Annotated in this window: 17 protein-coding genes; 6 read left to right on the top strand and 11 right to left on the bottom strand. The window is 60.0% G+C overall.

Annotated elements, in window-relative coordinates; all coding sequences use genetic code 11:
- Positions 1-550: 550 nt before the first annotated feature.
- On the top strand, positions 551-1,576 hold the full coding sequence (locus tag GA0061100_RS33995; protein ID WP_143525623.1) for a FecR family protein: 1,026 nt from the start codon (positions 551-553) through the stop codon (positions 1,574-1,576).
- Positions 1,577-1,682: 106 nt separating this feature from the next.
- Here GA0061100_RS33995 and GA0061100_RS33990 read toward each other — a convergent pair whose 3' ends face one another.
- Positions 1,683-3,854 (bottom strand): CHASE2 domain-containing protein, encoded by a 2,172-nt coding sequence (locus GA0061100_RS33990; protein ID WP_280173876.1) that lies wholly within the window; start codon positions 3,852-3,854, stop codon positions 1,683-1,685.
- Between the two features lie 568 nt (positions 3,855-4,422).
- On the opposite strand from GA0061100_RS33990, the gene GA0061100_RS33980 reads away from it, so the two are divergent.
- On the top strand, positions 4,423-4,611 hold the full coding sequence (locus tag GA0061100_RS33980; RefSeq protein ID WP_075857250.1) for a hypothetical protein: 189 nt from the start codon (positions 4,423-4,425) through the stop codon (positions 4,609-4,611).
- Here the strand turns inward: GA0061100_RS33980 and GA0061100_RS33975 are convergent.
- Complete coding sequence (locus GA0061100_RS33975) at positions 4,608-5,258, bottom strand: TetR/AcrR family transcriptional regulator (RefSeq protein WP_075857249.1); 651 nt, start codon at positions 5,256-5,258, stop codon at positions 4,608-4,610. The genes GA0061100_RS33980 and GA0061100_RS33975 overlap by 4 nt on opposite strands.
- Before the next feature lie 193 nt (positions 5,259-5,451).
- Between GA0061100_RS33975 and GA0061100_RS33970 the strand changes: the two genes are divergently transcribed.
- Entirely contained in the window at positions 5,452-6,675 is a 1,224-nt protein-coding gene (locus tag GA0061100_RS33970; protein WP_075857248.1) for a multidrug effflux MFS transporter, read from the top strand.
- Positions 6,676-7,282: 607 nt separating this feature from the next.
- Here GA0061100_RS33970 and GA0061100_RS33965 read toward each other — a convergent pair.
- Genes GA0061100_RS33965 through GA0061100_RS33930 form a run of 8 tightly spaced genes read right to left on the bottom strand, consistent with a single transcriptional unit; the run spans position 7,283 to position 16,152 of the window.
- Positions 7,283-8,299, bottom strand: a complete 1,017-nt coding sequence (locus GA0061100_RS33965) for a Zn-dependent oxidoreductase (RefSeq protein ID WP_075857247.1) — start codon at positions 8,297-8,299, stop codon at positions 7,283-7,285.
- 39 nt (positions 8,300-8,338) lie between these two features.
- Positions 8,339-9,748, bottom strand: a complete 1,410-nt coding sequence (locus tag GA0061100_RS33960; RefSeq protein ID WP_075857246.1) for a mannitol dehydrogenase family protein — start codon at positions 9,746-9,748, stop codon at positions 8,339-8,341.
- Positions 9,749-9,751: 3 nt separating this feature from the next.
- Complete coding sequence (uxuA, locus tag GA0061100_RS33955; RefSeq protein ID WP_075857245.1) at positions 9,752-10,948, bottom strand: mannonate dehydratase; 1,197 nt, start codon at positions 10,946-10,948, stop codon at positions 9,752-9,754.
- A 26-nt stretch (positions 10,949-10,974) separates the two neighbouring features.
- Entirely contained in the window at positions 10,975-11,712 is a 738-nt protein-coding gene (locus GA0061100_RS33950) for a cyclase family protein (protein WP_075857244.1), read from the bottom strand.
- Between the two features lies 1 nt (position 11,713).
- Positions 11,714-12,649 carry an ABC transporter permease gene (locus GA0061100_RS33945; protein WP_075857243.1) on the bottom strand — a complete coding sequence of 312 codons (936 nt, stop codon included), beginning with the start codon at positions 12,647-12,649 and terminating at the stop codon, positions 11,714-11,716.
- A complete protein-coding gene (locus GA0061100_RS33940) occupies positions 12,646-13,611 on the bottom strand; it encodes an ABC transporter permease (protein ID WP_075857242.1) in 966 nt (321 codons plus the stop codon). The genes GA0061100_RS33945 and GA0061100_RS33940 overlap by 4 nt, the downstream gene beginning before the upstream one ends.
- Positions 13,604-15,064, bottom strand: coding sequence for a sugar ABC transporter ATP-binding protein (locus tag GA0061100_RS33935; protein ID WP_083961528.1), 1,461 nt, complete (start codon positions 15,062-15,064; stop codon positions 13,604-13,606). The genes GA0061100_RS33940 and GA0061100_RS33935 overlap by 8 nt, the downstream gene beginning before the upstream one ends.
- Positions 15,065-15,075: 11 nt before the next feature.
- Positions 15,076-16,152 carry an ABC transporter substrate-binding protein gene (locus tag GA0061100_RS33930; RefSeq protein WP_075857241.1) on the bottom strand — a complete coding sequence of 359 codons (1,077 nt, stop codon included), beginning with the start codon at positions 16,150-16,152 and terminating at the stop codon, positions 15,076-15,078.
- 218 nt (positions 16,153-16,370) lie between these two features.
- On the opposite strand from GA0061100_RS33930, the gene GA0061100_RS33925 reads away from it, so the two are divergent.
- The 3 genes from GA0061100_RS33925 to GA0061100_RS33915 all read left to right on the top strand — a co-directional run bounded on the left by GA0061100_RS33925 (position 16,371) and on the right by GA0061100_RS33915 (position 20,521).
- The gene (locus GA0061100_RS33925; protein WP_075857240.1) at positions 16,371-17,114 is read left to right on the top strand and encodes a GntR family transcriptional regulator; all 744 of its coding nucleotides are present in this window, start codon (positions 16,371-16,373) and stop codon (positions 17,112-17,114) included.
- A gap of 389 nt (positions 17,115-17,503) precedes the next feature.
- Positions 17,504-18,514, top strand: coding sequence for a TRAP transporter substrate-binding protein (locus GA0061100_RS33920; protein ID WP_075857239.1), 1,011 nt, complete (start codon positions 17,504-17,506; stop codon positions 18,512-18,514).
- A gap of 147 nt (positions 18,515-18,661) precedes the next feature.
- Positions 18,662-20,521 (top strand): TRAP transporter large permease, encoded by a 1,860-nt coding sequence (locus tag GA0061100_RS33915; protein ID WP_075857238.1) that lies wholly within the window; start codon positions 18,662-18,664, stop codon positions 20,519-20,521.
- Here the strand turns inward: GA0061100_RS33915 and GA0061100_RS35060 are convergent.
- Positions 20,490-20,698, bottom strand: a 209-nt coding sequence (locus GA0061100_RS35060) for a hypothetical protein (protein WP_208621616.1), incomplete at its 5' end; no start/stop codon positions are given. The two genes, GA0061100_RS33915 and GA0061100_RS35060, sit on opposite strands and share 32 nt — an antisense overlap.

The raw sequence follows: 20,698 nt of genomic DNA, 5'->3' as shown, positions 1-20,698 counted from the left end.
ATCAGTGCCGTCTCGAGAATTTCCCCGGCGGCACGGTTCATGTCGGAAAAGTAAACTGCTTCATAGCGGCCTTATGAATAGTATCACCTAAGATATGTATTTCATGCGAAACATGTAGCGGAGGTTCGGGTCATTGAGATTCGAATAACCGAACTGGTCCATGCGCCATTAACATCGGGAAGCCAGAATTGAATTGATTTACCCCTCAAGGCGAAGGGAATCTGGGTCCCAGATTACGGAATATCAATTGTTACAGAGATTTACGCAGTTTCGAGAATGGGTCGACGGTTCGATCCCATTCAAGAGCAAACGGAAGCCAGATACAGGTTGCGTTGCAAAGCTGCTGTAGTGGCGGGATCAGAAGTTCAAATCTCGATATAGATTATTCCAATATTTTAGAAGATATACAAAGAACATTTTTTGTAAAATATACACGTGCTTCGGCGAATTTTAGATAAAAAATAGTAAAATATACACTTTATAGTCGAAAATTGTAATTTGTATTCAAGAATATATTGTGATAAACTTTCTATAAGTTTGGGAGGGTGCAGTGTTTTGTCTGCGTCACGCCGTGACCGTTGTGTTGAGCGCCATGCTGCTCGCACCATTGACTTCGAAAGCCGCCGAGAAGGTCGGCCAGGCGGTGCTGATTAAAACCGAAGTTACGGGTGCTGGCGGTCCGCTCGCGGTCGATGATCCCGTTCATCGGGACGAGCAAATTCGCACCTCGATTTCGGGCCTCGGACAGTTCACATTTCGGGATGGCACGAGACTGGCTGTCGGAGCCGGATCGTCCGTTACCATCGACAAATTCGTGTTCGATGACTCCGGCGCCGTGAAAAAGCTGACCATAAATGCGGCAAAGGGCAGCTTTCGCTGGATGAGCGGAAATTCGAACCATTCAGCCTATCAGATCGTGACGCCGGCCGGAACGATCGGCGTGCGCGGAACCGCGTTTGATTTCTATGTCGGAGCCAACGGCACGACGGCGGTCGTTTTGTTGAACGGCGCTGCGCAGTTCTGTGGCGCTGGTGGCTGCAGACAGCTGAAACAGCAATGTGATTGCGTCGTTGCGAAACGCAACGGTCAGATCAGCGAACCTCGCCGGGTCAATCGCGACGTTCTCAAAACGCTGGGTAACCAGCGGGCTCTGCCGTTTCTGTCGGGGGATCAGCAACTTTCAGGGCGAATGGGTTTTGTCGGTGGCGGTGGTTGTGGTCTGTCGATGGCGACGAGGAGCCAGCCCAACGGGATTTCTCCACGCAGCGTTCCGGCGAACAATCCCAGTCCGACACAGCCCGATACGCCGAGCGTACCCAACACGCAGGATTCGCCACATACGGAGACGCCGACTACACCGACTGAAACTCCCACCACGCCGAATGTCCCAAATACACCAAATACGCCCGACAAACCGCATAATCATGACGATGATGATGGCAAGCATCACGACCCTCATCATGGCAGAGGCGAGCACGGATGGGGCGATCATCATCGGGGCGACCAGGACAATGAAGGCGATGACGGCGATCACAATGCTCAAGGCGATCACGATGGCGGACATCACCATCGCTGAGGTAATTCCAGGAAAACTGTGCAGCGGCTTTCCGTCCTGAATTGCGAGAAAACAGCGAGTTAGGGCGGCTCTGAGATTGCCTGAAAAAGCCTACTCGCAAAATCAGCTAGATATCGGCTGCCTTGTCCGCAGTCTCATCGACGAAGTGTCCACCCCGTCGCGAAATCTGGCTGTAAAAATCCTGCAACAGTCCTGTTGCCGCGGCTTGCGCCTTAAGTTTGGCGGCGCTGATGAGTTTGCGGCTGCCTGTCGAGCGTACCCGAAGGGCATTGACAAGCTGCCTGTGCGCAGCCTGCAGTTCGACAAATCCGGCGGATCTCGCCACGTGTTCGTCGCCGACCACCGCAAAGAGTTTGGTTCGCATACTCTTACCCTTCAGCGTCAGCGCTCCCGCTTCGAGCAGAGCGCAATCGGGCAGCAAGCCTGCCGTCGGTTCGGATACCAGAATGTCGAAATTGACGTCCTTGCAGGCGGATTCGATACGCGCGGCAATGTTTACGGCATCGCCGACTGCCGTGTAATTGAAACGGGTCTCGGCCCCCATATTGCCGACGCATGCAAGCCCCGTATGGATGCCGATCCCTATTCCGACCCGCCGCGCGTCTCCGAAACCGAAGGCATCGCCGCCATTGAGGCGGGCGAGTGTTTCCCGCATGCCGAGAGCCGCACGCACGGCCTTGCCGGCATGATCGGAGACATCGACAGGGGCATTCCAGAAGGCCATGATCGAGTCTCCGATGAACTTGTCGAGCGTGCCTTCATTGGCGATGACGTGGTGGCTGAGCGCATCGAGCAGCGTGTTCAGAAACGCGACGACGGCGCTCGGGCTCATCTCCTCGCTGATCTGGGTAAAGTTTCGCACGTCGACGAACATGACCGTCAGCTCGCGTTCATCTCCCCCGAGGCGTAGTGCATCGCGCGTATGCTCGATGCGATGGAGCAGCGATGGCGAGAGGTAATGGCCGAAAGCCCGCCGCACGTCGCGCCGCTCGCGATCCGTCACGAGAAAGCGGAATGCGGTTGCGGCGAAGTGCGTGATCGATCCCGAGACGATCGGTGCCAGCGGGTCGAAGAGAAGCCCCCCATAAAGAAAGGCAGCCCAGGAGGCCACAAGGGCAAAAAAGGTAATTAGCAGGCCGCAGGCGAGGGCCGCGGCCGGATTGACGAAGGTGGTGACGATCACCAGAAGGCTGCCTAAGACGGCGATGGACAGGATCTCCAGTCCGTCTGCCCAATCAGGCCGGGAAAGGAAGCGGCCTGAAAGGATCTGCTCGACGATCTGCGCGTGGATGGAAACACCTGGCACATTCTCGTCAAGGGCCGTCGTGCGGACATCCTGGAGGCCGGAAGCGGAGGTTCCGACGAAAACGATACTGCCTTCGATGGCGGTTCTGATATTGGCGGAGGCGCCCTCGGTCGCGAGTATCTTGCTTGCCGAAATATATCGCTCCGCGGTGTCTCGGCTGACATAGAGCCAAAGCTCGCCCGCCGCTGTTACCGGGACGACGAAATTGCCGATCTTGACTCGGGTGAGTGTATTGGGTGTGTGCGGCGCAGCGTCAAGCACGTAGGTGGAGGCTCCCTGTGCGACGCGAAGCGCCTCAAGCGCGAGATTGGGATAAAGCTGCTTGCCGTCACTGAGAAAAAGCGGAACCGCGCGCACCACCGCCGATGAGGTGCCCGGATTGAGGCTGATATGGCCGAGCCCCGCAGCATTGGTTTCCAATTGCGGCTGCAGCGGCGTGGCGGCCTTGATCGTCGGCGGGGCACCGGAGGGATCTTCGCCGGTATAGGCAAACCCTGCCTTGACCGGCGGCAGATAATTTCCCTCGTTGGAGAGGCCGAAGCCCAGAACCACCGGCCTTCCCGACAGCGATTGGGAAAAAATCTCATCATTGTCCGGTAGTTTGCCAAGCAGTGACGGATCGATGCCAATGATATCGCGAACGACGTTGCGCGGCGACAGACGGTCCGGCTCGGCGAAGAGGATATCGAAAGCGATGGCGGCCGCACCCAGATCGGAAAGCCTGTCGACAAGCGCGGCAATCCGGTTTCTTGGCCAGGGCCATTGACCGAACTCCCGCAGTGACGCCTCGTCTATGTCGACGACCCGGACCGGCTGGTTCTCGAATGTCCGGGGCACCAGGCGCTGATACTGGTCGAATGTCAAATCGCGGGCGAGCCTTAGCAACGGAGGATCGCTTGCCCGCAGGGTGGTCAACGCGGTGACGAAGGCCAGGCCGATAACGACGCCAATTTGCTGCGCACGCGTCACCATTATGGTGTCAGCCCCTTTGCCCTGCATCCCCGACAATAAGTAACGGTTCGAAGAAGTATAAAAATCTATTGGTCTGCTTCACCAAGGAAGAATACGCTGCCTTGTTCCCGTGCACGATGCAATGATCAAAATATCGAATGGATAGAGAAAAGAATTTTGCACGGCGATAGTTGAGGCAATGTTGCAGGTTAGCGAAGACTTCGCGAAATCCAGCGCTTCAGCCCAGGAATGGCTCCATTCCCGGGAATCGAACATGGCTATTCGGGCTGACGAAGCTTTTGTAACGGTGGCCACATACCCACATATGTGCCAATCGCGGTTTTCTCAGTTCAAGGAGCACGTTGGATGAGCCGATTGACAATCGGCATCACTCACCGGCAACATCAGAGCCTAAAGCCGTTGGCGGCATTTGACGCTTGGCACTTCTGTGGTTGCCACGCCTTTTGGCAAGAGGTTTCTGACCTTCTTTGACGCGTGATCGAGTGCGGTCTTCTGTCAGGCCTTTCGTTGCGTTGCTTGCAAAGGCCGCTGGCCGGTATGGTGATCTGCAGAGCGGGTCCAAATCTTAATGTCGAAGGGCATCACCGTGCATCTGGCCTTTGATGACAAAAGCACGATGGACCTGGCGTCGACATCGAAGCAGGCCGGCAAGGCACTCATGATCGCTGTCAGCTCAAGTTTTGGCCTAACTGGCGACATCCGGTTTGAGGCGGAGCTTGCGACGACCGCCGACGGCTTCCCGGCGCGACGCCATTAGCGTTTGCCGAATGCGCGCAGAAAGGTCTTCGTTGCCTCTCCCGCCATGCGGTGGACTTCTTCCTCTGGAGTTGGACGGCCGATCTGTTGGTTGATCCGCAGATCTGTTGCGAGCAGCGCCATGTACTGCCGCGCGGCAAGTGCCGGATCCTCTATGTCGAGATGGCCAGCGAGCGCGAGCTGTGCCAGGCGAGCTGCGATGGCGGGGTATTTCTTGCCCGGTCCGTATTCCTTCCAGGTCTCAAACAATTCGGGAAATCTGCCACCCTCGGTCTCGACGAGCTTGCGTAGCCAGCGGCCATTCGGATCGCAGACCGCCTTGCGCAGGAGAAGCGCCGAAAATTCGGTCAGGTCCTTTTCGAGATCGATAGGCGCCACGGGAAATGTATCCAACACGCGAAAGAAGTCGGCGCTCGACTTCTCGGTGATCTCCGCAACCACAACCTTGAACAGATTATCCTTGTCACCGAGTTGATTGTACACAGTCTGACGTGACACGCCGGCCCTTGCTGCGATGGCATCGATGCTCGCCGCCGCAAACCCGTCCTCGGCAAAAATGTCTGCGGCCGCGTTCAAGATTGCCTGACGTTTGCTGGTGGCGGGCGGACTCTCTGTCTCGGAAGAAGCCGCTGCGGGCGAAGTTTTCATGACACCACCATATAGGACTTGACCAATTGGACAATGCTGTCCAAAATATTTTACAGGAATGACGAGCTATGCGTTGGAACCATCTTCGTCTTTCCACTGTCCCATCTATAATCGCCCACTCAATCCCCGTCACATGCTTTTTGTATGAGACTTTGCTTCGTCCGGGGAATGGTGTGCGGGAAAGGTCTTTTCCGTGCAGAGCAAGGATTCCGTTTCATCCCCCAGGGCCGGCGGCTCCCACCATGCCATCGTCCTTGGCCTTCTTTCGGCCGTGGGTCTCTTTGCCCTCGACATGTATCTACCCGCGTTGCCGGCGATCAGTCTGGATCTTCACGCTGACAGCCATGCAGTTCAGGCAAGCCTGATCTCCTTCTTCGCCGCCATGGCTGTGTCGCAGATTGTCTATGGGCCACTGTCGGACATGTTTGGCCGCAAACGGCCTCTGTACGTCGGTCTGGTGCTCTACATCCTTGGTGCGATCGGCTGCGCGCTTTCCACCGATATTAGCTGGCTGGTCGCATTCCGTTTCGTTCAGGGCACCGGCGCCTGTGCTGGCGTCGTAATTGCCCGCGCCATCGTGCGCGATCTGCATACGGGGGCCGCCGCCGCGCAACTCATGTCGCGGCTTATGCTGGTCTTCAGCATCTCACCCATCCTGGCGCCGCTCGCGGGTAGCATCGTGACAGTGTTCGGGAACTGGCGACTGATCTTTTGGGTCATGGTCTTCGCCGGTGTTGTCGGCTTCGTCGCGGGCCGCTTTTTCCTTGAAGAGACCCGTCCGGTTGCGGCGCGCAGTGAAAGCAGCCTCGGCGGAGCATTGAAAGCCTATGGAACGCTCCTCAAGGACCCGTACTATCTCGGTCTGGTGTTGATGGCCTCCTTCGGCATGTCAAGCTACATGATCTATGTCGCCAACTCTTCCTTCGTACTGATCGGCCATTACGGGCTCTCTCCGACCTTTTACAGCCTGGTCTTTTCGGTGAATGCCATTGGCTTCATCGGCATGTCGCAGATGAACGGCTGGCTTGCCCGCCGGATTGGTTTGCGCAGGGTGATTCGCGGTGCGGTTTCTGGTTATGCGCTGACGATGGTGGCGCTGGCCGTCCTGATGGCCGGCGGAGCCGATCGCCTCGACATCATGGCGGCCTTCCTGTTTGCGGGCTACGCTTTCCTTGGAATGATCGTGCCGAATGCGGCGGTACTGGCGCTTGAACACCATGGCCGCATCGCCGGTACGGCCTCGGCGATGATGGGGACGATCCAGTTCATGACATCGGCGCTGGTGGTTGGCGTCAGCGGTATGTTCATGGACGGTACGGCGAGACCGATGGTAGTCATCATCGCTATCTGCTCGGCCATCGTATTCCTCCTTTCGATCGCAGTGCTGAAGAGCAGGCATGTGGTGGCGGCTGAATAGATCTTGCTGCCAACGATTGCAGTGGCTTGCACAGACCGCTCGTGCCGAAGCACTCTTCAGTGCGAGCGAGATGCGCTTTCGGAGCGGCTCCAAAATCTTCGGACAGCGGAGCTTCGGGCTAACATCTCTTTTTCCCATCAGCCGCGGGTGTTCGCGTCAGCGTCGTCAGCGAGGGCTTCCAGCTCTGCAATGTTATCGCGACATCGGGAGTTGCCGCATTCTGCTTCTGGCCGACTAAGGGGAGTTTGTTGGTCAGCGGCTTCAGCTGGGGCAGCATACCATTGTAAACCTCCTCCCGGCTGCTTCCTTTAGGCAGCGGATTCTCCGGACTGTACCTTCCGGTCGGGACGCCCTGTTCGAGCGCCATATAGGCGAAGAATGGGATGTCGAGATGCGGCAGTAGTCCAGGATGCCAGCTTGCTTGGAGCTTCGGTAGAGGAGACTGTAGTGATTTCGAATGGCCTCGACCCGGAATCCGGCTTTTCCGAGGATCTGGAGGCATCCCCGGAGATGAACATGCTAAACCCGCTAGGTTTCCTGCGAACCTTCGCCGATCGATAGGAAGCGTCTGTCCAAGATCATGACCTTTCAAGTTCGGCGATTGCGCTCACTCGAAAACGAGCTGAACCTTGAGCGTCCGCTCCGGATGCCGTTCTACAAGGTCGAAAGCGGCTCGCGCATCTCTGGCGTCGAAACTCTGGGTGACCATTGCCTCTGGCCGAAGCGCACCCGATTCCAGCCAAGTCACAACCTCTGGAATGAAACGGCGGTTGAGGCGTGAGCCGACCAGCGTCAATTCCTTGCGAACGATTTCCTGCTGGCTGATGTTGCACGGTGCCGGCGAAAAGCCGAGCAGGCCGATGCGGCCGGCCGGAGCGGCGATGCGGCAAGCTTCTTCCAGCAAGCTCGGAATGCCGGCGCCGTCGATGACGACCGAAGGGCCGAGATCGTCGAGTTCCGGCGCCACGACTTCGGCAACGGACTGCTCACGCGAATGGATGACGACGTCGGCGCCGAATTCCTTCGCGCGCTCCAGGCGGTCGGCGTCGATATCGGCGATGATGCAGCGGGCGCCGCGCATCTTGGCGACCTGCAGCACGGTGATGCCGACCGTTCCGGCGCCATAGATCAGGACGACGTCGTCCTTGGTGCACTCCGTCCGCCACAGGACGTTTGCCGCGACGGCAAGCGGTTCTGCGAGCGCTGCAACATCGAGTCCCAGTTTTGGGGATACCTTAACGGCGTTGGCCTCGGGCACTACCGCAACGGAGCGGAAGCCGCCATCACGGTGGACGCCGATCACCTGGAGCTTTGCGCAGACGTTCGAACGGCCGGTGCGGCAGGGATGGCAGGTGCCGCAGGAGATCACCGGATCGGCGACGACGTGGTCGCCAACCGCGAGCGAGGAGACACCGGCGCCGAGCGCCTCGACGACGCCCGCGAATTCGTGGCCTATCACGCGGGGATAGGTTACGAAGGGGTTCGAGCCGTGCAGGATGTGCATGTCCGAGCCGCAAATGCCGGCGCGCTGTACGCGGATGGCCACTTCACGGGGGCCTGGTTGCTGCGCCTGCCTGTCGTCGATGACGAGGCTATGCGGTTCGCGAACGGAAATCGTCACCATGGTCTTTGTCCTCTTGCAAGTCTTGGCATTTGTATGGCGTCACGCGACACGTAGGGCAGCCAGTCGGGTGTCGACACGCATACGCCACGTGTCGTCATTGATGAGGGGCGCCGGAAACAGGCCGGCGATATCGAAGAATGGTGCCGCCGACCCGGCCGATGCAGCGAGAGCTGCCGCCGATTTAAGGTCGGACGAGCGCGGATCGTCGATGTGTTCGGTCGTGATCAGGTAGGCCAGCCATAATGCGACAACGTCGGCAAAATCGGCGGCGTCGTCGCCAGCCGCCAGCCGCTCCATGGCGGGCGCGAAAATGCGCTGAGGCATCTTCTGCGTGCCGTCCATGGCGATCTGGGCGGTCCGATGCGCGATGGCGGGGTTCGAAAATCGGGCCACGAGTTCTCCGCGATAGGAGGCGAGGTCGATCTGCGGCACCGCGTCGAGTGTCGGCAAGACCGCTTCCATGTGCCGTCGCACCCGTTCGACATGCGCGGGGATTGCCATGACGTCGCGAACATAGTCCAGCCCGTTCAACTGGCCGAGATAGGCGATCAACGAATGGGAGCCGTTGAGCAGCCGGAGCTTCATCTTCTCATAGGCATGGACATCCTTGATGAAGATCGCGCCGCCGGTTTCCCAGGCGGGACGGCCCGCAGCGAAATCGTCCTCGATCACCCATTGGGTGAAGGGTTCGGTTTCGAGCGCCAGGCGATCTTCCGCGCCGATGAGCGACGCGGCGAGCGCACGTGTTGTGTCCGTCGCGGCCGGCACGATCCGGTCGACCATACTGGAAGGAAAGCGGATTTCCCGCTCGATCCAGGCCGCCAATTCGGGATCGCGGCGTTCGGCCATTTCCGCGACGAGACGGCGGACAATGTGGCCGTTGCCGGGCAGGTTGTCGCAGCACAGAACGGTCAGCGGGTCGCGGCCGAGCGTCATGCGGCGCGCAAGCGCTTCGACGAGAATGCCGATCACGCCGACCGGCTCCTGGTGATGCGTTAAGTCGTGGGCGATGGCGGCATGCGACAGGTTGAGCCCGCCGGATATCGGATCGATGCCATAAGCCTTTTCGCTCACTGTCAGGGTGACGACGCGGGTACCGTTGTCGGAAAGCCGTTGGAGCAGGCGTTCGCGCCCCTCGGTTGCGGCAATGGCATCGACGATCGAGCCGACGATGCGGGCTTGGTCGCCATTCGCGCCGCGGCTGACGACGCTGTAGCGGTAGTCCTGTGCCTTGAGGTCGGCGACGATGTCGACCGACCTCAAGCTTGCGCCGGCGATGCCCCAATCACCGGACCGGGCATCGATAGCCTTATCGGTGTAGATGGCTTGATGAGCGCGATGGAAGGCGCCGATACCGATGTGGACGATGCCGACCTTGAGCGCCGCAGGGTCGAAGGCCGGGCGCTCGACGTTCGAAGGGAGGGAGGTGTTCTTGCCGAGGCGGTTCATCGCTCAATTCATTCCAAATACGGGATGCGACAGTGTCTGCTCGATGCCGCGCAATTCGGCTAGGCCCTTGAGCCGCCCGATGGCGGGATAGCCGGGTTGGGCGCCACGCGTCAGATCGTCCAGGATTTCCTGGCCGTGGTCCGGACGCATGAATATCTGATGATCGGTGCGGCCCTCAGCCCTGCGGCTGCGTTCCTCGCTCACCAGCGCGGCGATGACTGCGATCATGTCGGTATTGCCGTCGAGATGTTGGTCCTCGAAGAAGGAGCAGGGGAAGCCTTCAGTCTCACGGCGGACATTGCGCAGGTGGGCAAAATGGATGCGCGGCGCGAGACGCTTCACCATGGCGGGCAGATCATTGTCCGGGCGCGCGCCGAGCGATCCCGTGCAGAAGGTCACGCCATTGGCGTTGCGATCGACGGCATTGAGAACTCTGACATAATCTTGCTCGGTCGAGAGGATGCGCGGCAGGCCGAGGAGCGGCCATGGCGGATCGTCGCCATGTGCACAAAGACGCATGTCGAGTTCCTCCGCGACCGGCACGACTTCGGAGAGGAAATCGATGAGGTTGTCGCGCAGCGCATCGGCGCCGATCCCGTCATAGCGCGCCAGCGCGGTGCGCAGCTCGGCGATGCTGTAGCCGTCGGACGAGCCTGGAAGGCCGGCGCCGATATTGCGGGAAAGGGCGGTGATCTTCTCCTGCGGCATGCCGGCAAAGCGTTCCCTGGCGGCTTCGATCAGCTGAGCCGGATAGTCGTCCGGCGCGCCGGGCCGTTGCAGCATATGAATGTCGAAAGAGATGAAATCAACGAGATCGAAGCGCATGGCACGGGCGCCGTCGGCGGTTTCCCAGCGCAGGTCCGTACGGGTCCAGTCGAGCACCGGCATGAAGTTGTAGCAGACCGTGGAGATGCCGGCCTTGGCCAGCTGGCGCAGGCTTTCTTTCCAGGCCTCGATGTGGGCCTTCCAATCGCCGGTCATGGTCTTGATGCTTTCGGAGACGGGAATGCTTTCGACGAGTTCCCATTCCAGACCGCCGGCGCGGACTTCGTCCTGCCGCTTGCGGATTTCCTCGAAAGTCCATGCGCTTCCGGTCGGCACATGATGCAGGGCGCTGACGATGCCCTCAGCCCCGGCCTGGGCGGCATCGGGCACGCTCACCTTGTCGATAGGACCGAACCAGCGCCAAATATGTCTCATGCTTGTTTTCCTTATATGGGCCAGGCTCAAGCCAGGGCCGCAGCGGTGTTCGACTGGCCGTTCGCGGCAAAGGCCGCGACGGCGCGAAGAGGGGAGCCCGAGCCGCCGGCGATCGGCAACGGCAGAGTGATCAGGAACGAAAAGGCCGGCACGTCGCCGAGGCGGGCGAAATTCTCGCCGATGAGGACGCCCGCGCTGAGCAGCAGCTTATGGGCCGGGAAATCCGTGCTTCCGAAACAGTCGAGCGACAGGCAGTCCGAGCCTGCTATCCGGATACCGCGGTTAAGCAAGTATTCGCACGCCCCGCGCGACAGGCCCGGCCAGTCGCTCAGGAAACGCGGATGGTCCGCCGGATTGTGCCAGAAGCGATCCCAGCCGAAGTGGAACAACACCGCATCGCCGGCGTCGATTTCGCCATGGGCGGCTTCGAATGCCTTGATCCGCCTTACGCTGACGGCCTCTCTCGGCGTGCAGTCACGTGCGTCGATCTTCGCCATGCGTCCAAAAAAGGTTTGCAGATGAACTGCGTCGATCCCGGCGGCGCCTTTGACGAAGTGCAGCGGCGCATCAAAATGCGTGCCGGTATGTTCGCTCATGCCGAGGAAATGGTTGCAGGCGAGATCGCCGCGATCATAGCTCTCGATCACTTCCTTGCAAAAGAAGGGATGCGTTGGCCACACGGGGATCTGCGGCGTCAACGCGTGGGTGAGATCGACGAGGGTCATGTCGCTTCCGAAGGCCTTTTTCAGGGTGGCGATGTCCATCTCACGCGGCCTTCGGTTTCGGGACGAGTGCGACGATGAGGATTATCAGCGCGCCGGTGAGGACGAAGCGCACACCGGCCTGCATCTGGAAGGTGTTGAGCATCGTCGCCATGAGGTTGAAGAACAGTGCCGCGCCCCAGATGCCGACTGCGTTGGCCTGGCCACCGGCGACGCTGGTGCCGCCGAGGACCACGACGGCGATCGCTTCCAGCAAATAAGTATCGCCCATATTGAGCGCTGCGCCGCCTGAAAAACCTGCAAGTAGGAAGCCGGTAAGGGCTGCGGTCACGCCGCAGAACATATAGGCGATCAATCGGACGCGGATGACCGGGACGCCGGCGAGGCGTGCCGCCCGTTCGCTCTGCCCGACCGCCAGCAATCGCCGGCCCCAGACGCTGCGGGCCAGAATGACGGCGACGGTGACAGTCAGGACGATCGCCGTGATCGGCATGATCCGCATGCCCGCGACCGACCAGAAGGTGAAGGCGGAAAGGGCCGCCGGAGGTTTCAAGGTTGCTTCGCCGCCGAGATTGAAAGCGAGCGACTGGAAAACGAAGCTCCAGGCGAGCGTCGCGATGATCGGCGGCAGGCGCAGCATCGTGATTGCCAGGAAGTTTGCCGCGCCCGCCAGTGCTCCGACCAGCACCGCGACCAGAAGACCCGGAAGGATCATGTCGTTGCTGCCGCTCATGACGGACATCGACAGATAGGCCGACAGGGTCAATACGGATGGTATGGACAGGTCGATGTTTCCGGGGCCGGACGCGATCACCATCATCTGACCGGTGCCGACAACGACGCTGAAGGCAGCAAAGACGAGCGCTGAAGACAGGGTCGGCACCGCGCTTGCAAAGCCGGAATAGGCGATGGTCGCGATCCACATGACAAGCGCGACAATGAAGCCGTAGGTCCAGGGTTTCAGAGAAAAGCCGCTCATGATTTCTTGTCCGAGAGCAGGATGCGTCCGGCCAGTACCAGGAAGAGGATGCCGCCCTGCGCGCCGATCTGCCATGTCGGCGGCACTTGCAGGAAGCTCAGGAGCGATCCGGCAAGCGCGAGCGTCAGTGCCCCGATGACCGTTCCGACCGGGGAGACGATGCCGCCGGCGAAAGAACCGCCACCGAGGATGACGGCGCCGACGCCGAGGAGGGTATAGGCCGGTGCGACATTCGGATCGCCAGAGGTCGTCAGGCCGGTCAGGGCGATGCCGGCAATGAGGCCGAGTAGGCCGGCGGCAGCATAGACGGCGGCGCGGATCACGGTGATCGACCAGCCGGCGCGCTGGATGGCGCGGGGGTTGCCGCCGGCACCCCTCAGCACAGCCCCGTAAGAGGATTGGCTGATGACGAAATGACCGATGAGGGCGGCGGCAATGGCGAGCAGCACCGGCAAAGGCAGGAGCGGCGGCCGCCAGGCCATGAAGCCGGACAGCCATGCGGGAGCAGCGCCACCCGGAGCGGGCAGGATGATGATCGCGACGCCAAGCCAGATGAACGACATGCCGAGTGTCACGATGATCGACGGCAACTGCCGCAGATGGATGACAAGGCCGACGCCGGCATAGACGAAGATGCTTCCGATATAAATCGCGATTGCGAGCATCGGGGCCGTGTCGAGATAGAGCGCCGTGACGCAGGTGACGAAGCCGACGAAGGAGCCTATCGACAGGTCGATGTCGCCCAGCATGATGACGAGCATCTGTGCCAGCGCTGCAAACATCAGCGGCACAGCCAGCTTGAACAGCAGCGTGAAGCCGAAATAGCTCATCGCCGTCGGGCGAATCCAGAAAATCACGGTGAGCATGACGACGAGCGCGATGGCCGGAAGGCCGACCTGCAAGGCGGGCGCGAGCCGTTTTGCAAGATTGCGCTTCTGCCGGGGAAGAACGAAGTCAGCCATCCGCGCCTCCGAACGATGCTTCGAGGATGCGGTTATGATCGATCTCGTTGCCGGCGACTTCGGCGACGGCGCGACCTTCGCGGAAAACATAGAGACGGTCGCAATTCTTCAGCTCTTCGAATTCGGTCGTGTACCAGATGAAGATCCGGCCGCGTTCGGCCTCGTCACGAATGAGCTGGTAGACTTCCTGCTTGGTGCCGACATCCACGCCGCGCATCGGGTCATCGAGCAGGATGACCTGGCCGTCAGACGCGAGCGCGCGGGCAAACAGCACTTTCTGCTGGTTGCCGCCGCTGAGCGACAGGATCGGCGTATCGATCGACGGCGCCTTGACCTTGAGACGTTGTGACCAGGTCTGCGCGAGCGCACGCGCGGCGGATGGCGACACAAAGCCGCCCTTCCGGAGCGCATTGAGGCTCCGAAGCGTCAGGTTGTCGGCGATCGACCAAAGCGGCATGACGCCTTCGACGCCGCGGTCTCCGGCGACAAAGGCGACGGGCACCTTGCGGGTAGCGGCATAAATGGCCCGCAGGCGTTCGCGCTGCCCGTGACCATCGAGACCGGCGAAACCGATGATGTCACCGGGAGCCGCATTGATCGGCAGATCCGCGCCATCGATGCCGGCATGGTTTACGATCGGGGCCTGGGTCGCTTTGCGCGTGGGGACAGCGTTCCGCTCGTGTGGCGTTTCGATATTGCCCATCATCCCGACCAGATCGGAGCGCGTCAGGCCGGCAGCCGGACGGTCTCCGACGATCGCGCCATCCATCATCACGACCACACGGTCGCAGACGGCCAGGATTTCGTTGAGGCGGTGGGTAATGAGAATGCAGGCGACGCCACGCATCGATGCCGTCTTGATATAGGCCAGCAATTGCTCTGCCGGCTTGTGCCCGAGAGCCGAGGTGGGCTCGTCAAGGATAACGCAGCGTACCTTGTCTACCGTTTTGGTGAAGGCGCGGGCAATCTCGACCATTTGCCGCTCGCCGATCGAAAGGTCGGCGATCTTGGCATCCACATCGATTCCATGGCCCGGAAAGATATCGTCCAAAGCCTTGGTGATCAGCCTGCGCGCCTTGTGCCGCCAGCCGACGCCGCGCAGGCTGCGATGGATGATGCGCGCATTTTCAGTGGCGGAAAGATTGGCGCAGAGCGATAGCTCCTGAAAAATGCACCGCAAGCCGCCGGCTTGCGCTTCGGCGGCTCCCCAGCGATCCACCGCCTGACCACTATAGATGAATTTCCCTTCCGTTCGCTGGATCGCGCCGGAGATGACGTTCATCAGGGTCGACTTGCCGGCGCCGTTATGGCCGACCAGTCCGAGGACTTCGCCTAGGGCAAGACTGAAATCGACACCGACGAGCGCGTGGACCGCGCCGAAGCTCTTGCGTATCCCGCGGGCCTCGATAAGGAGGCCTGCGGCAATATCCACGGCGGCTTGGGAGGGCTGCATTGCTGGTCGCCCTACTTCGGAGCCGGAACCATGGGCAGCGGTTCCTTCTTGACGTTGGCGTCGATAATCTTGGCGACGAGATCCTGCGGATAATCGGCATTGACGACGCCACCTTCCGGAACCGTCTTCAGCCAGGCGTCGAGATCTTGCTGCTGGATCTGCAGGAGGGGCACTTCGACGAACTTCGGAACGTTCTTCCCGGCGAGGACTTGCTGTGCGACCCAGAAGGCGACCTGTGAGACGGACGGCGTTGCGCCGAGAGAGAAGGTCTCGTAGCCGGTTGCATCATGCTCCTGCTTCCAGAGCGCCAGTTCGTCCTGGCGGTTGCCCATGATGATGATGGGAAGCTCGCGACCCGCAGCCTTAAAGGCCTGCGCTGCGCCATAACCATCACCGCCCTGTGTCAGAACGCCATCGATCTTCGGCAACGACGGAAGAATGCCGGATACTTCTTTCTGGGCCACGGTCGCGGTCCATTGGCCATAGACCTCGCCAACCCTCTTGTAGTTCGCATGGGCTGCCAAAGCCTTCGTCACGCCCTCGTTTAGCCGCTTGTCGAATCCGTCACCCGCCATGCCCCGGATTTCGAGGATGTTGGCAGGCTTGTCTCCGAGCTTGCTCGAGATGTAATCCAGCTCAGCCTTGGCATAAGAGTCCAGGTTGTAATCAACCACATATGCGCAGGGTTCTGTAACGCCGCTGGCAAAGGCGACAACCACGATGCCGGCGTTGCAAGCGTCCTTGATTGCGCCGTTCAGTGCCGTGTCCGAGCCGGCAAGGACAATGATGGCGTCGTAACCCTGCAGGATGAGGTTCTGTATCTGCGATGCCTGCTCGGTGACCGAATTGTTGGAGCTGACGACGGCCGTGCCGGCGATCTTACCATCGGCCTTCGCCTTGGCGCCCATCGCCTCGAAGCTCTTGATCATCACCTGGCGGAACGAATTGCCGGCATAGGAATTGCTGAAGGCGATCTTCTTGCCGCTGGTGTCGCCGCTCGCCACCCCTTCCTGCGCTATCGCAGCGCCGCAAAAGATTGTACCGGCCAGAAGTGTTGCAGTTGCAGTCTTGAGTAACCCGAATTTCATGGTGTCATCCTCCCTGGATCACGTCACACAGCCATCGGCGCTCGCGGTCCTTGTCTCGGACGGATATCAGGCAAAACCATTCGCATGGATGCTGTTCCTTTCTTCGCGCCTGGTATTGAAATACATACTACCATGGTAGAGTGTCAATCCAGCTTGTGGATTATTGCCGAATAATGTGCGATTGCCATATTGTTTGCATACAGCGGAGGTCAGGAACGATGGCGACGAAGAGATCCAATCAGATAGAAGCCGAAGAGCTTCGTCAGAGCACGCCGTCGTCGACGGTCCTGCAGGCGATCAATCCTCGCCAGCCCATTGCAGCGCAAATCTACGAGCGGCTGCGGCGGGCCATTACGACGCTGTCCATGCTGCCGTCGGAGGCGTTGAGCGAAAAGGAGCTTTCCCTGCAACTTGGCGTCAGCCGGACGCCGGTTCGCGAAGCGCTGATCCGACTTGCGGACGAAGGGCTGATAGACATCCTGCCACAGCGCGGGAGTTTTGTGGCGCCGATCCGGCTTCGTGATGTCGAAGAGGCTCAATTCATTCGGGAATCTCTGGAAGTCGCGGTCAGCCGAAGACTTGCCGGCGGCTGTTCGCGGCGCTTCCTGACGGAGATCAAGAGCAATCTCTACGACCAGGAAAAGGCGGTCAATACCGAAGCGCTGGACCTCTTTCTCGATCTTGACGAAGCTTTCCACCGGAGTTTTTGTGAGGAAGCCGGTCTGCCGAAAAGCTGGCGTGTCATCCAGTCCGTCAAGCTGCAGATGGATCGCGTTCGCTATCTGAGTCTGCCCGATCTCGGTCACCTGCGCGTTCTGCTGACCCAACATCGCTCGATCGTGGACGCCATCGAATCAGGTGATGTCGAGAAGGCAGGCAACGATATGGCGGCGCACTTGCGCGAAGTGCTTCGTACCGCGCGAAAACTGAGCGAACAGCGTCGCGATCTCGTGGAAAACTAGCCCGTCCGCCCTCGGGCGCTTGCGCGCCACATCATAATTGACATTGTACCATGGTAGCATTACAAGCCATCGCCAATGGAGATCGATCGGGGTGATGGAAACCGCGCGACAGGTGATCCTGGTGCGGGACGAGGAGAGGTATGGGGCGGAGGACCGGTCGCCGATCGCCAGACTATCGAAATAGGCTGCGTTCCGCTCGGCGATAGTGACGCGGTTTCATTGTCTTACAGGCCGCATCGCTTCGTTCCGCACAGAATGAAGCAGGCACGAGCATGTATCCGCACCATCCGGCACGGTAACGCGCTTCGGATCCGCAGCGTCGGGGTGGCAAAGGTGGGCGCGGACATCGGCAACATTCGGATTCGCCAACATATTCAAGGGAGGAATGCATGAACATATCTCGCAGAACATTCGGTATGCTGACGGCTGGAGCCGCAGCCGCAGGTCTGTTGTCGGCCCCGGGCCTGTCACGCGCCGCCGCGAAGGTCAAGCTGCGCTACGGTACGGCATTTCCGGCCAGCCATCCCGGCGTCGTCCGGATCACCGAAGCCGCCAAGGCAATTGCAACCCGCTCCGAAGGCGCGGTGGAACTTCAGGTTTATCCGAATAGCCAGCTCGGTGGCGAAGCGGATATGTTCACCCAAGTTCGTGGCGGCGCGCTCGACCTCATGTCGACCTCCGGCGTCAACCAGACGGTCGTTCCCGTCGCCAGCATCAACGCCGTCGCCTTTGCCTTCCCGACCTATGACCACGTCTGGAAGGCGATGGATGGCGAACTCGGCGATCATGTCCGCAAGGCATTCCTTGATGCCGGCCTGTTCGTCTTCCCGAAAATGCTGGACAACGGTTATCGCAACATCACCACCGGCGCCAAGCCGATTACCGCACCGCAAGACCTCAATGGCATGAAGATCCGCGTCCCGGGCAACCAGCTGTGGGTTACGCTGTTCCAGACGCTGGGCGCGGCGCCGACGCCGATCAATTTCGGCGAGCTTTATGCGGCTCTGCAGACCCATGTCGTCGACGGTCAGGAAAATCCGCTGGCGTTGATCCAGAGTTCGAAGCTCTACGAAGTGCAGAAGTATATCGCCCTGACCGGTCATATCTGGGATGGCCACCACATCTTCTGCAACAATCGCCGCTGGCAGGCGATTCCGGCCGAGATGCGCACGATTATCCAGGAAGAATTGACCACGGCAGCCGTGAACGAACGTGCCGACGTAAAGGACCTCAACGAAAAGGCCATGGTCGACATCAAGGCAACGGGTGTCGAGTTCAACAAGGTAGAGACCGCGCCGTTCCGCGAAGCGCTTGCCAAGGCCGGCTTTTATTCGAAGTGGAAAGAAAGCTTCGGCGCCGAAGCCTGGGGTCTCCTGGAAAAGGACGTCGGCACGCTGTAACGGGGCGATGATGAATAGGACGCTCGCTTTGCCGTAAAGCGTGCGTCCCGCCGCAAATAGCGGAGGCGTATCGCTCCGCCTAAACGTTCCGGTTTGCGAAAAGGCAGGCCGCGCCGCTCGGATCGGCGGATTTTGGGGAGGTCAATCATGGGTGCGACAGCTGGTACGGAGGTGATTGCTCCGCGTGGGGCGTTTCAGCGTTTCGACAGTCTGCTCGGCCATGCCGTGGAGGCGACCGCCGCGCTGCTGGTTCTGGCGGAGGTCATTCTGCTCGGTTGGGCGACGCTTGCTCGATACGCCCTTCACAGTCCGCTCGTCTGGTCCGACGAAGTTGCCACGATCCTGTTTATCTGGCTGTCCATGCTGGGCTCGGTGGTGGCGCTACGCCGCGGCCAGCACATGCGGCTGACGGCCTTCGTCCGTAAGTTCTCGCCGCCCTGGCAAGAGCGCGCCAATGCCTTTGCGATGATGATCGTCTCGGCGCTCCTGCTCTTGATGGTGGTGCCGACATGGCAGCATGTCGAGGAGCGTATCATCAGCGTGACTCCTGTCCTGCAGATCAGCGAAGCATGGCGCGAAGCCGCGATGCTCGTGGGCGTCGTGCTGATGCTGCTCACAGCGATCGATAAGATGATCCAGTCGAGCAAGCCGGTACAGTTGATTGCAAGCCTAGTGCTTCTTGCTGTCATCTTCGGCCTCTTCCAACTGGCGACGCCGTGGTTCGACGAGATCGGCAATTACAGCCTGCTGATCTTCTTCCTCGGCATTGTGCTGGTGGCTATTGTTCTTGGCGTGCCGATCGCCTTTGCCTTCGTACTGGCGACCGCGGCCTATCTCAATTTCGCAAGCTGGGTGCCGCTTTCCATCGTGCCGGGCCGGATGAGCGAGGGCATGTCGCACATTATCCTGCTCGCCGTGCCGATGTTCGTGTTCCTGGGCGCCATCATCGAGATGGCCGGACTGGCGCAGGCGATGATCGCCTTTCTCGTCTCGCTGATCGGCCATCTGCGTGGCGGCCTGCAATATGTGCTGCTCGGTGCGGTCTATCTCGTTTCGGGTATTTCCGGTGCCAAGGCTGCGGACATGGCAGCCGTCGCTCCGGCGCTGTTTCCGGAAATGAAGAAGCGCGGCAATCGGGAAAGCGATCTGGTCTCCCTCTTGTCGGCGTCTGCGGTCATGTCGGAGACCATCCCGCCGTCAATCGTGTTGATCACGGTCGGCTCGGTCACCGGCGTGTCGATCGCCGCCTTGTTCACCGCAGGCCTTCTTCCCGCCTTCATCGGCATGCTGGCGCTCTGTGTCGTCGTCTACATCCAAACGCGCGGCGAAGATATGAGCCATGCGAAAAAGGTCGATAGCAAGCTCAAGCTGAAACTGTTCTTCGCTGCGATTCCCGGCCTCGGCCTGCCGATCGTCATCCGTACGGCGGTGGTCGAAGGCGTGGCAACAGCCACCGAAGTCGCCACGATCGGCATCATCTATTCGATCATCGTCGGCGCTCTCTTCTATCGCAAGATGGAGTGGCGCAGACTTTATCCGATGCTGGTCGATGCGGCCTCTCTATCGGGCTCCATCCTGCTCGTCGTCGGTGCGGCGACCGCCATGGGATGGGCGCTGACGCAATCCGGCTTTTCGCAATATCTGGTCGACCTGATGCAAGGCGTTCCTGGCGGAAAGATCAGCTTCCTGCTGATCTCCGCGCTGAGTTTCATCATTCTGGGCAGCGTCCTGGAAGGCGTGCCGGCGATCGTCCTGTTTGGGCCGCTGCTTTTCCCGATCGCCAAGCTGCTCGGTATCGACGAAGTGCATTATGCGATCGTCGCGGTTTTTGCGATGGGCTTTGGGCTGTTCTCTCCGCCCTTCGGCGTCGGGTTCTATCTGGCCTGCGCCATTGGCCGTGTTTCGCCCGACGACGTCATCGGCAAGGTCTGGCCGCATCTTCTGGCGTTGTTCTTCGCTTTGCTGTTGATCATCTTCATTCCATGGATTTCCATCGGCTTCCTCTAACGCCCCAACTCGGCAAAGCAGATACAAAAATCATGCAATTCTCGATGGTGGCGGCGCCAACAACATGTGTGGAGTGAGAGGATTTTGGGCACGCATAGATCTTTCCTCCGTAGAGCACAAAGCGGCCTGCCGTGGACGATCCGAGCAGGTTTGGCGGTTTTCTGAAATGCTGACCTT

The organism is Martinezella hainanensis (assembly GCF_900094555.1).
Lineage (GTDB): Bacteria > Pseudomonadota > Alphaproteobacteria > Rhizobiales > Rhizobiaceae > Rhizobium > Rhizobium hainanense.
Note: the sequence above shows the minus strand (reverse complement) of the source record. Positions and strands in the feature narration are given on the sequence as shown.

Excerpts from the sequence above, each read along its gene's own strand:
- GA0061100_RS33990 (WP_280173876.1), bottom strand. The coding sequence starts at position 3,854 with ATGGTGACGCGTGCGCAGCAAATTGGCGTCGTTATCGGCCTGGCCTTC.
- GA0061100_RS33980 (WP_075857250.1), top strand. The coding sequence starts at position 4,423 with ATGTCGAAGGGCATCACCGTGCATCTGGCCTTTGATGACAAAAGCACG.
- GA0061100_RS33975 (WP_075857249.1), bottom strand. The coding sequence starts at position 5,258 with ATGAAAACTTCGCCCGCAGCGGCTTCTTCCGAGACAGAGAGTCCGCCC.
- GA0061100_RS33965 (WP_075857247.1), bottom strand. The coding sequence starts at position 8,299 with ATGGTGACGATTTCCGTTCGCGAACCGCATAGCCTCGTCATCGACGAC.
- GA0061100_RS33960 (WP_075857246.1), bottom strand. The coding sequence starts at position 9,748 with ATGAACCGCCTCGGCAAGAACACCTCCCTCCCTTCGAACGTCGAGCGC.
- uxuA (WP_075857245.1), bottom strand. The coding sequence starts at position 10,948 with ATGAGACATATTTGGCGCTGGTTCGGTCCTATCGACAAGGTGAGCGTG.
- GA0061100_RS33950 (WP_075857244.1), bottom strand. The coding sequence starts at position 11,712 with ATGGACATCGCCACCCTGAAAAAGGCCTTCGGAAGCGACATGACCCTC.
- GA0061100_RS33945 (WP_075857243.1), bottom strand. The coding sequence starts at position 12,649 with ATGAGCGGCTTTTCTCTGAAACCCTGGACCTACGGCTTCATTGTCGCG.
- GA0061100_RS33940 (WP_075857242.1), bottom strand. The coding sequence starts at position 13,611 with ATGGCTGACTTCGTTCTTCCCCGGCAGAAGCGCAATCTTGCAAAACGG.
- GA0061100_RS33935 (WP_083961528.1), bottom strand. The coding sequence starts at position 15,064 with ATGCAGCCCTCCCAAGCCGCCGTGGATATTGCCGCAGGCCTCCTTATC.
- GA0061100_RS33930 (WP_075857241.1), bottom strand. The coding sequence starts at position 16,152 with ATGAAATTCGGGTTACTCAAGACTGCAACTGCAACACTTCTGGCCGGT.
- GA0061100_RS33925 (WP_075857240.1), top strand. The coding sequence starts at position 16,371 with ATGGCGACGAAGAGATCCAATCAGATAGAAGCCGAAGAGCTTCGTCAG.
- GA0061100_RS33920 (WP_075857239.1), top strand. The coding sequence starts at position 17,504 with ATGAACATATCTCGCAGAACATTCGGTATGCTGACGGCTGGAGCCGCA.
- GA0061100_RS33915 (WP_075857238.1), top strand. The coding sequence starts at position 18,662 with ATGGGTGCGACAGCTGGTACGGAGGTGATTGCTCCGCGTGGGGCGTTT.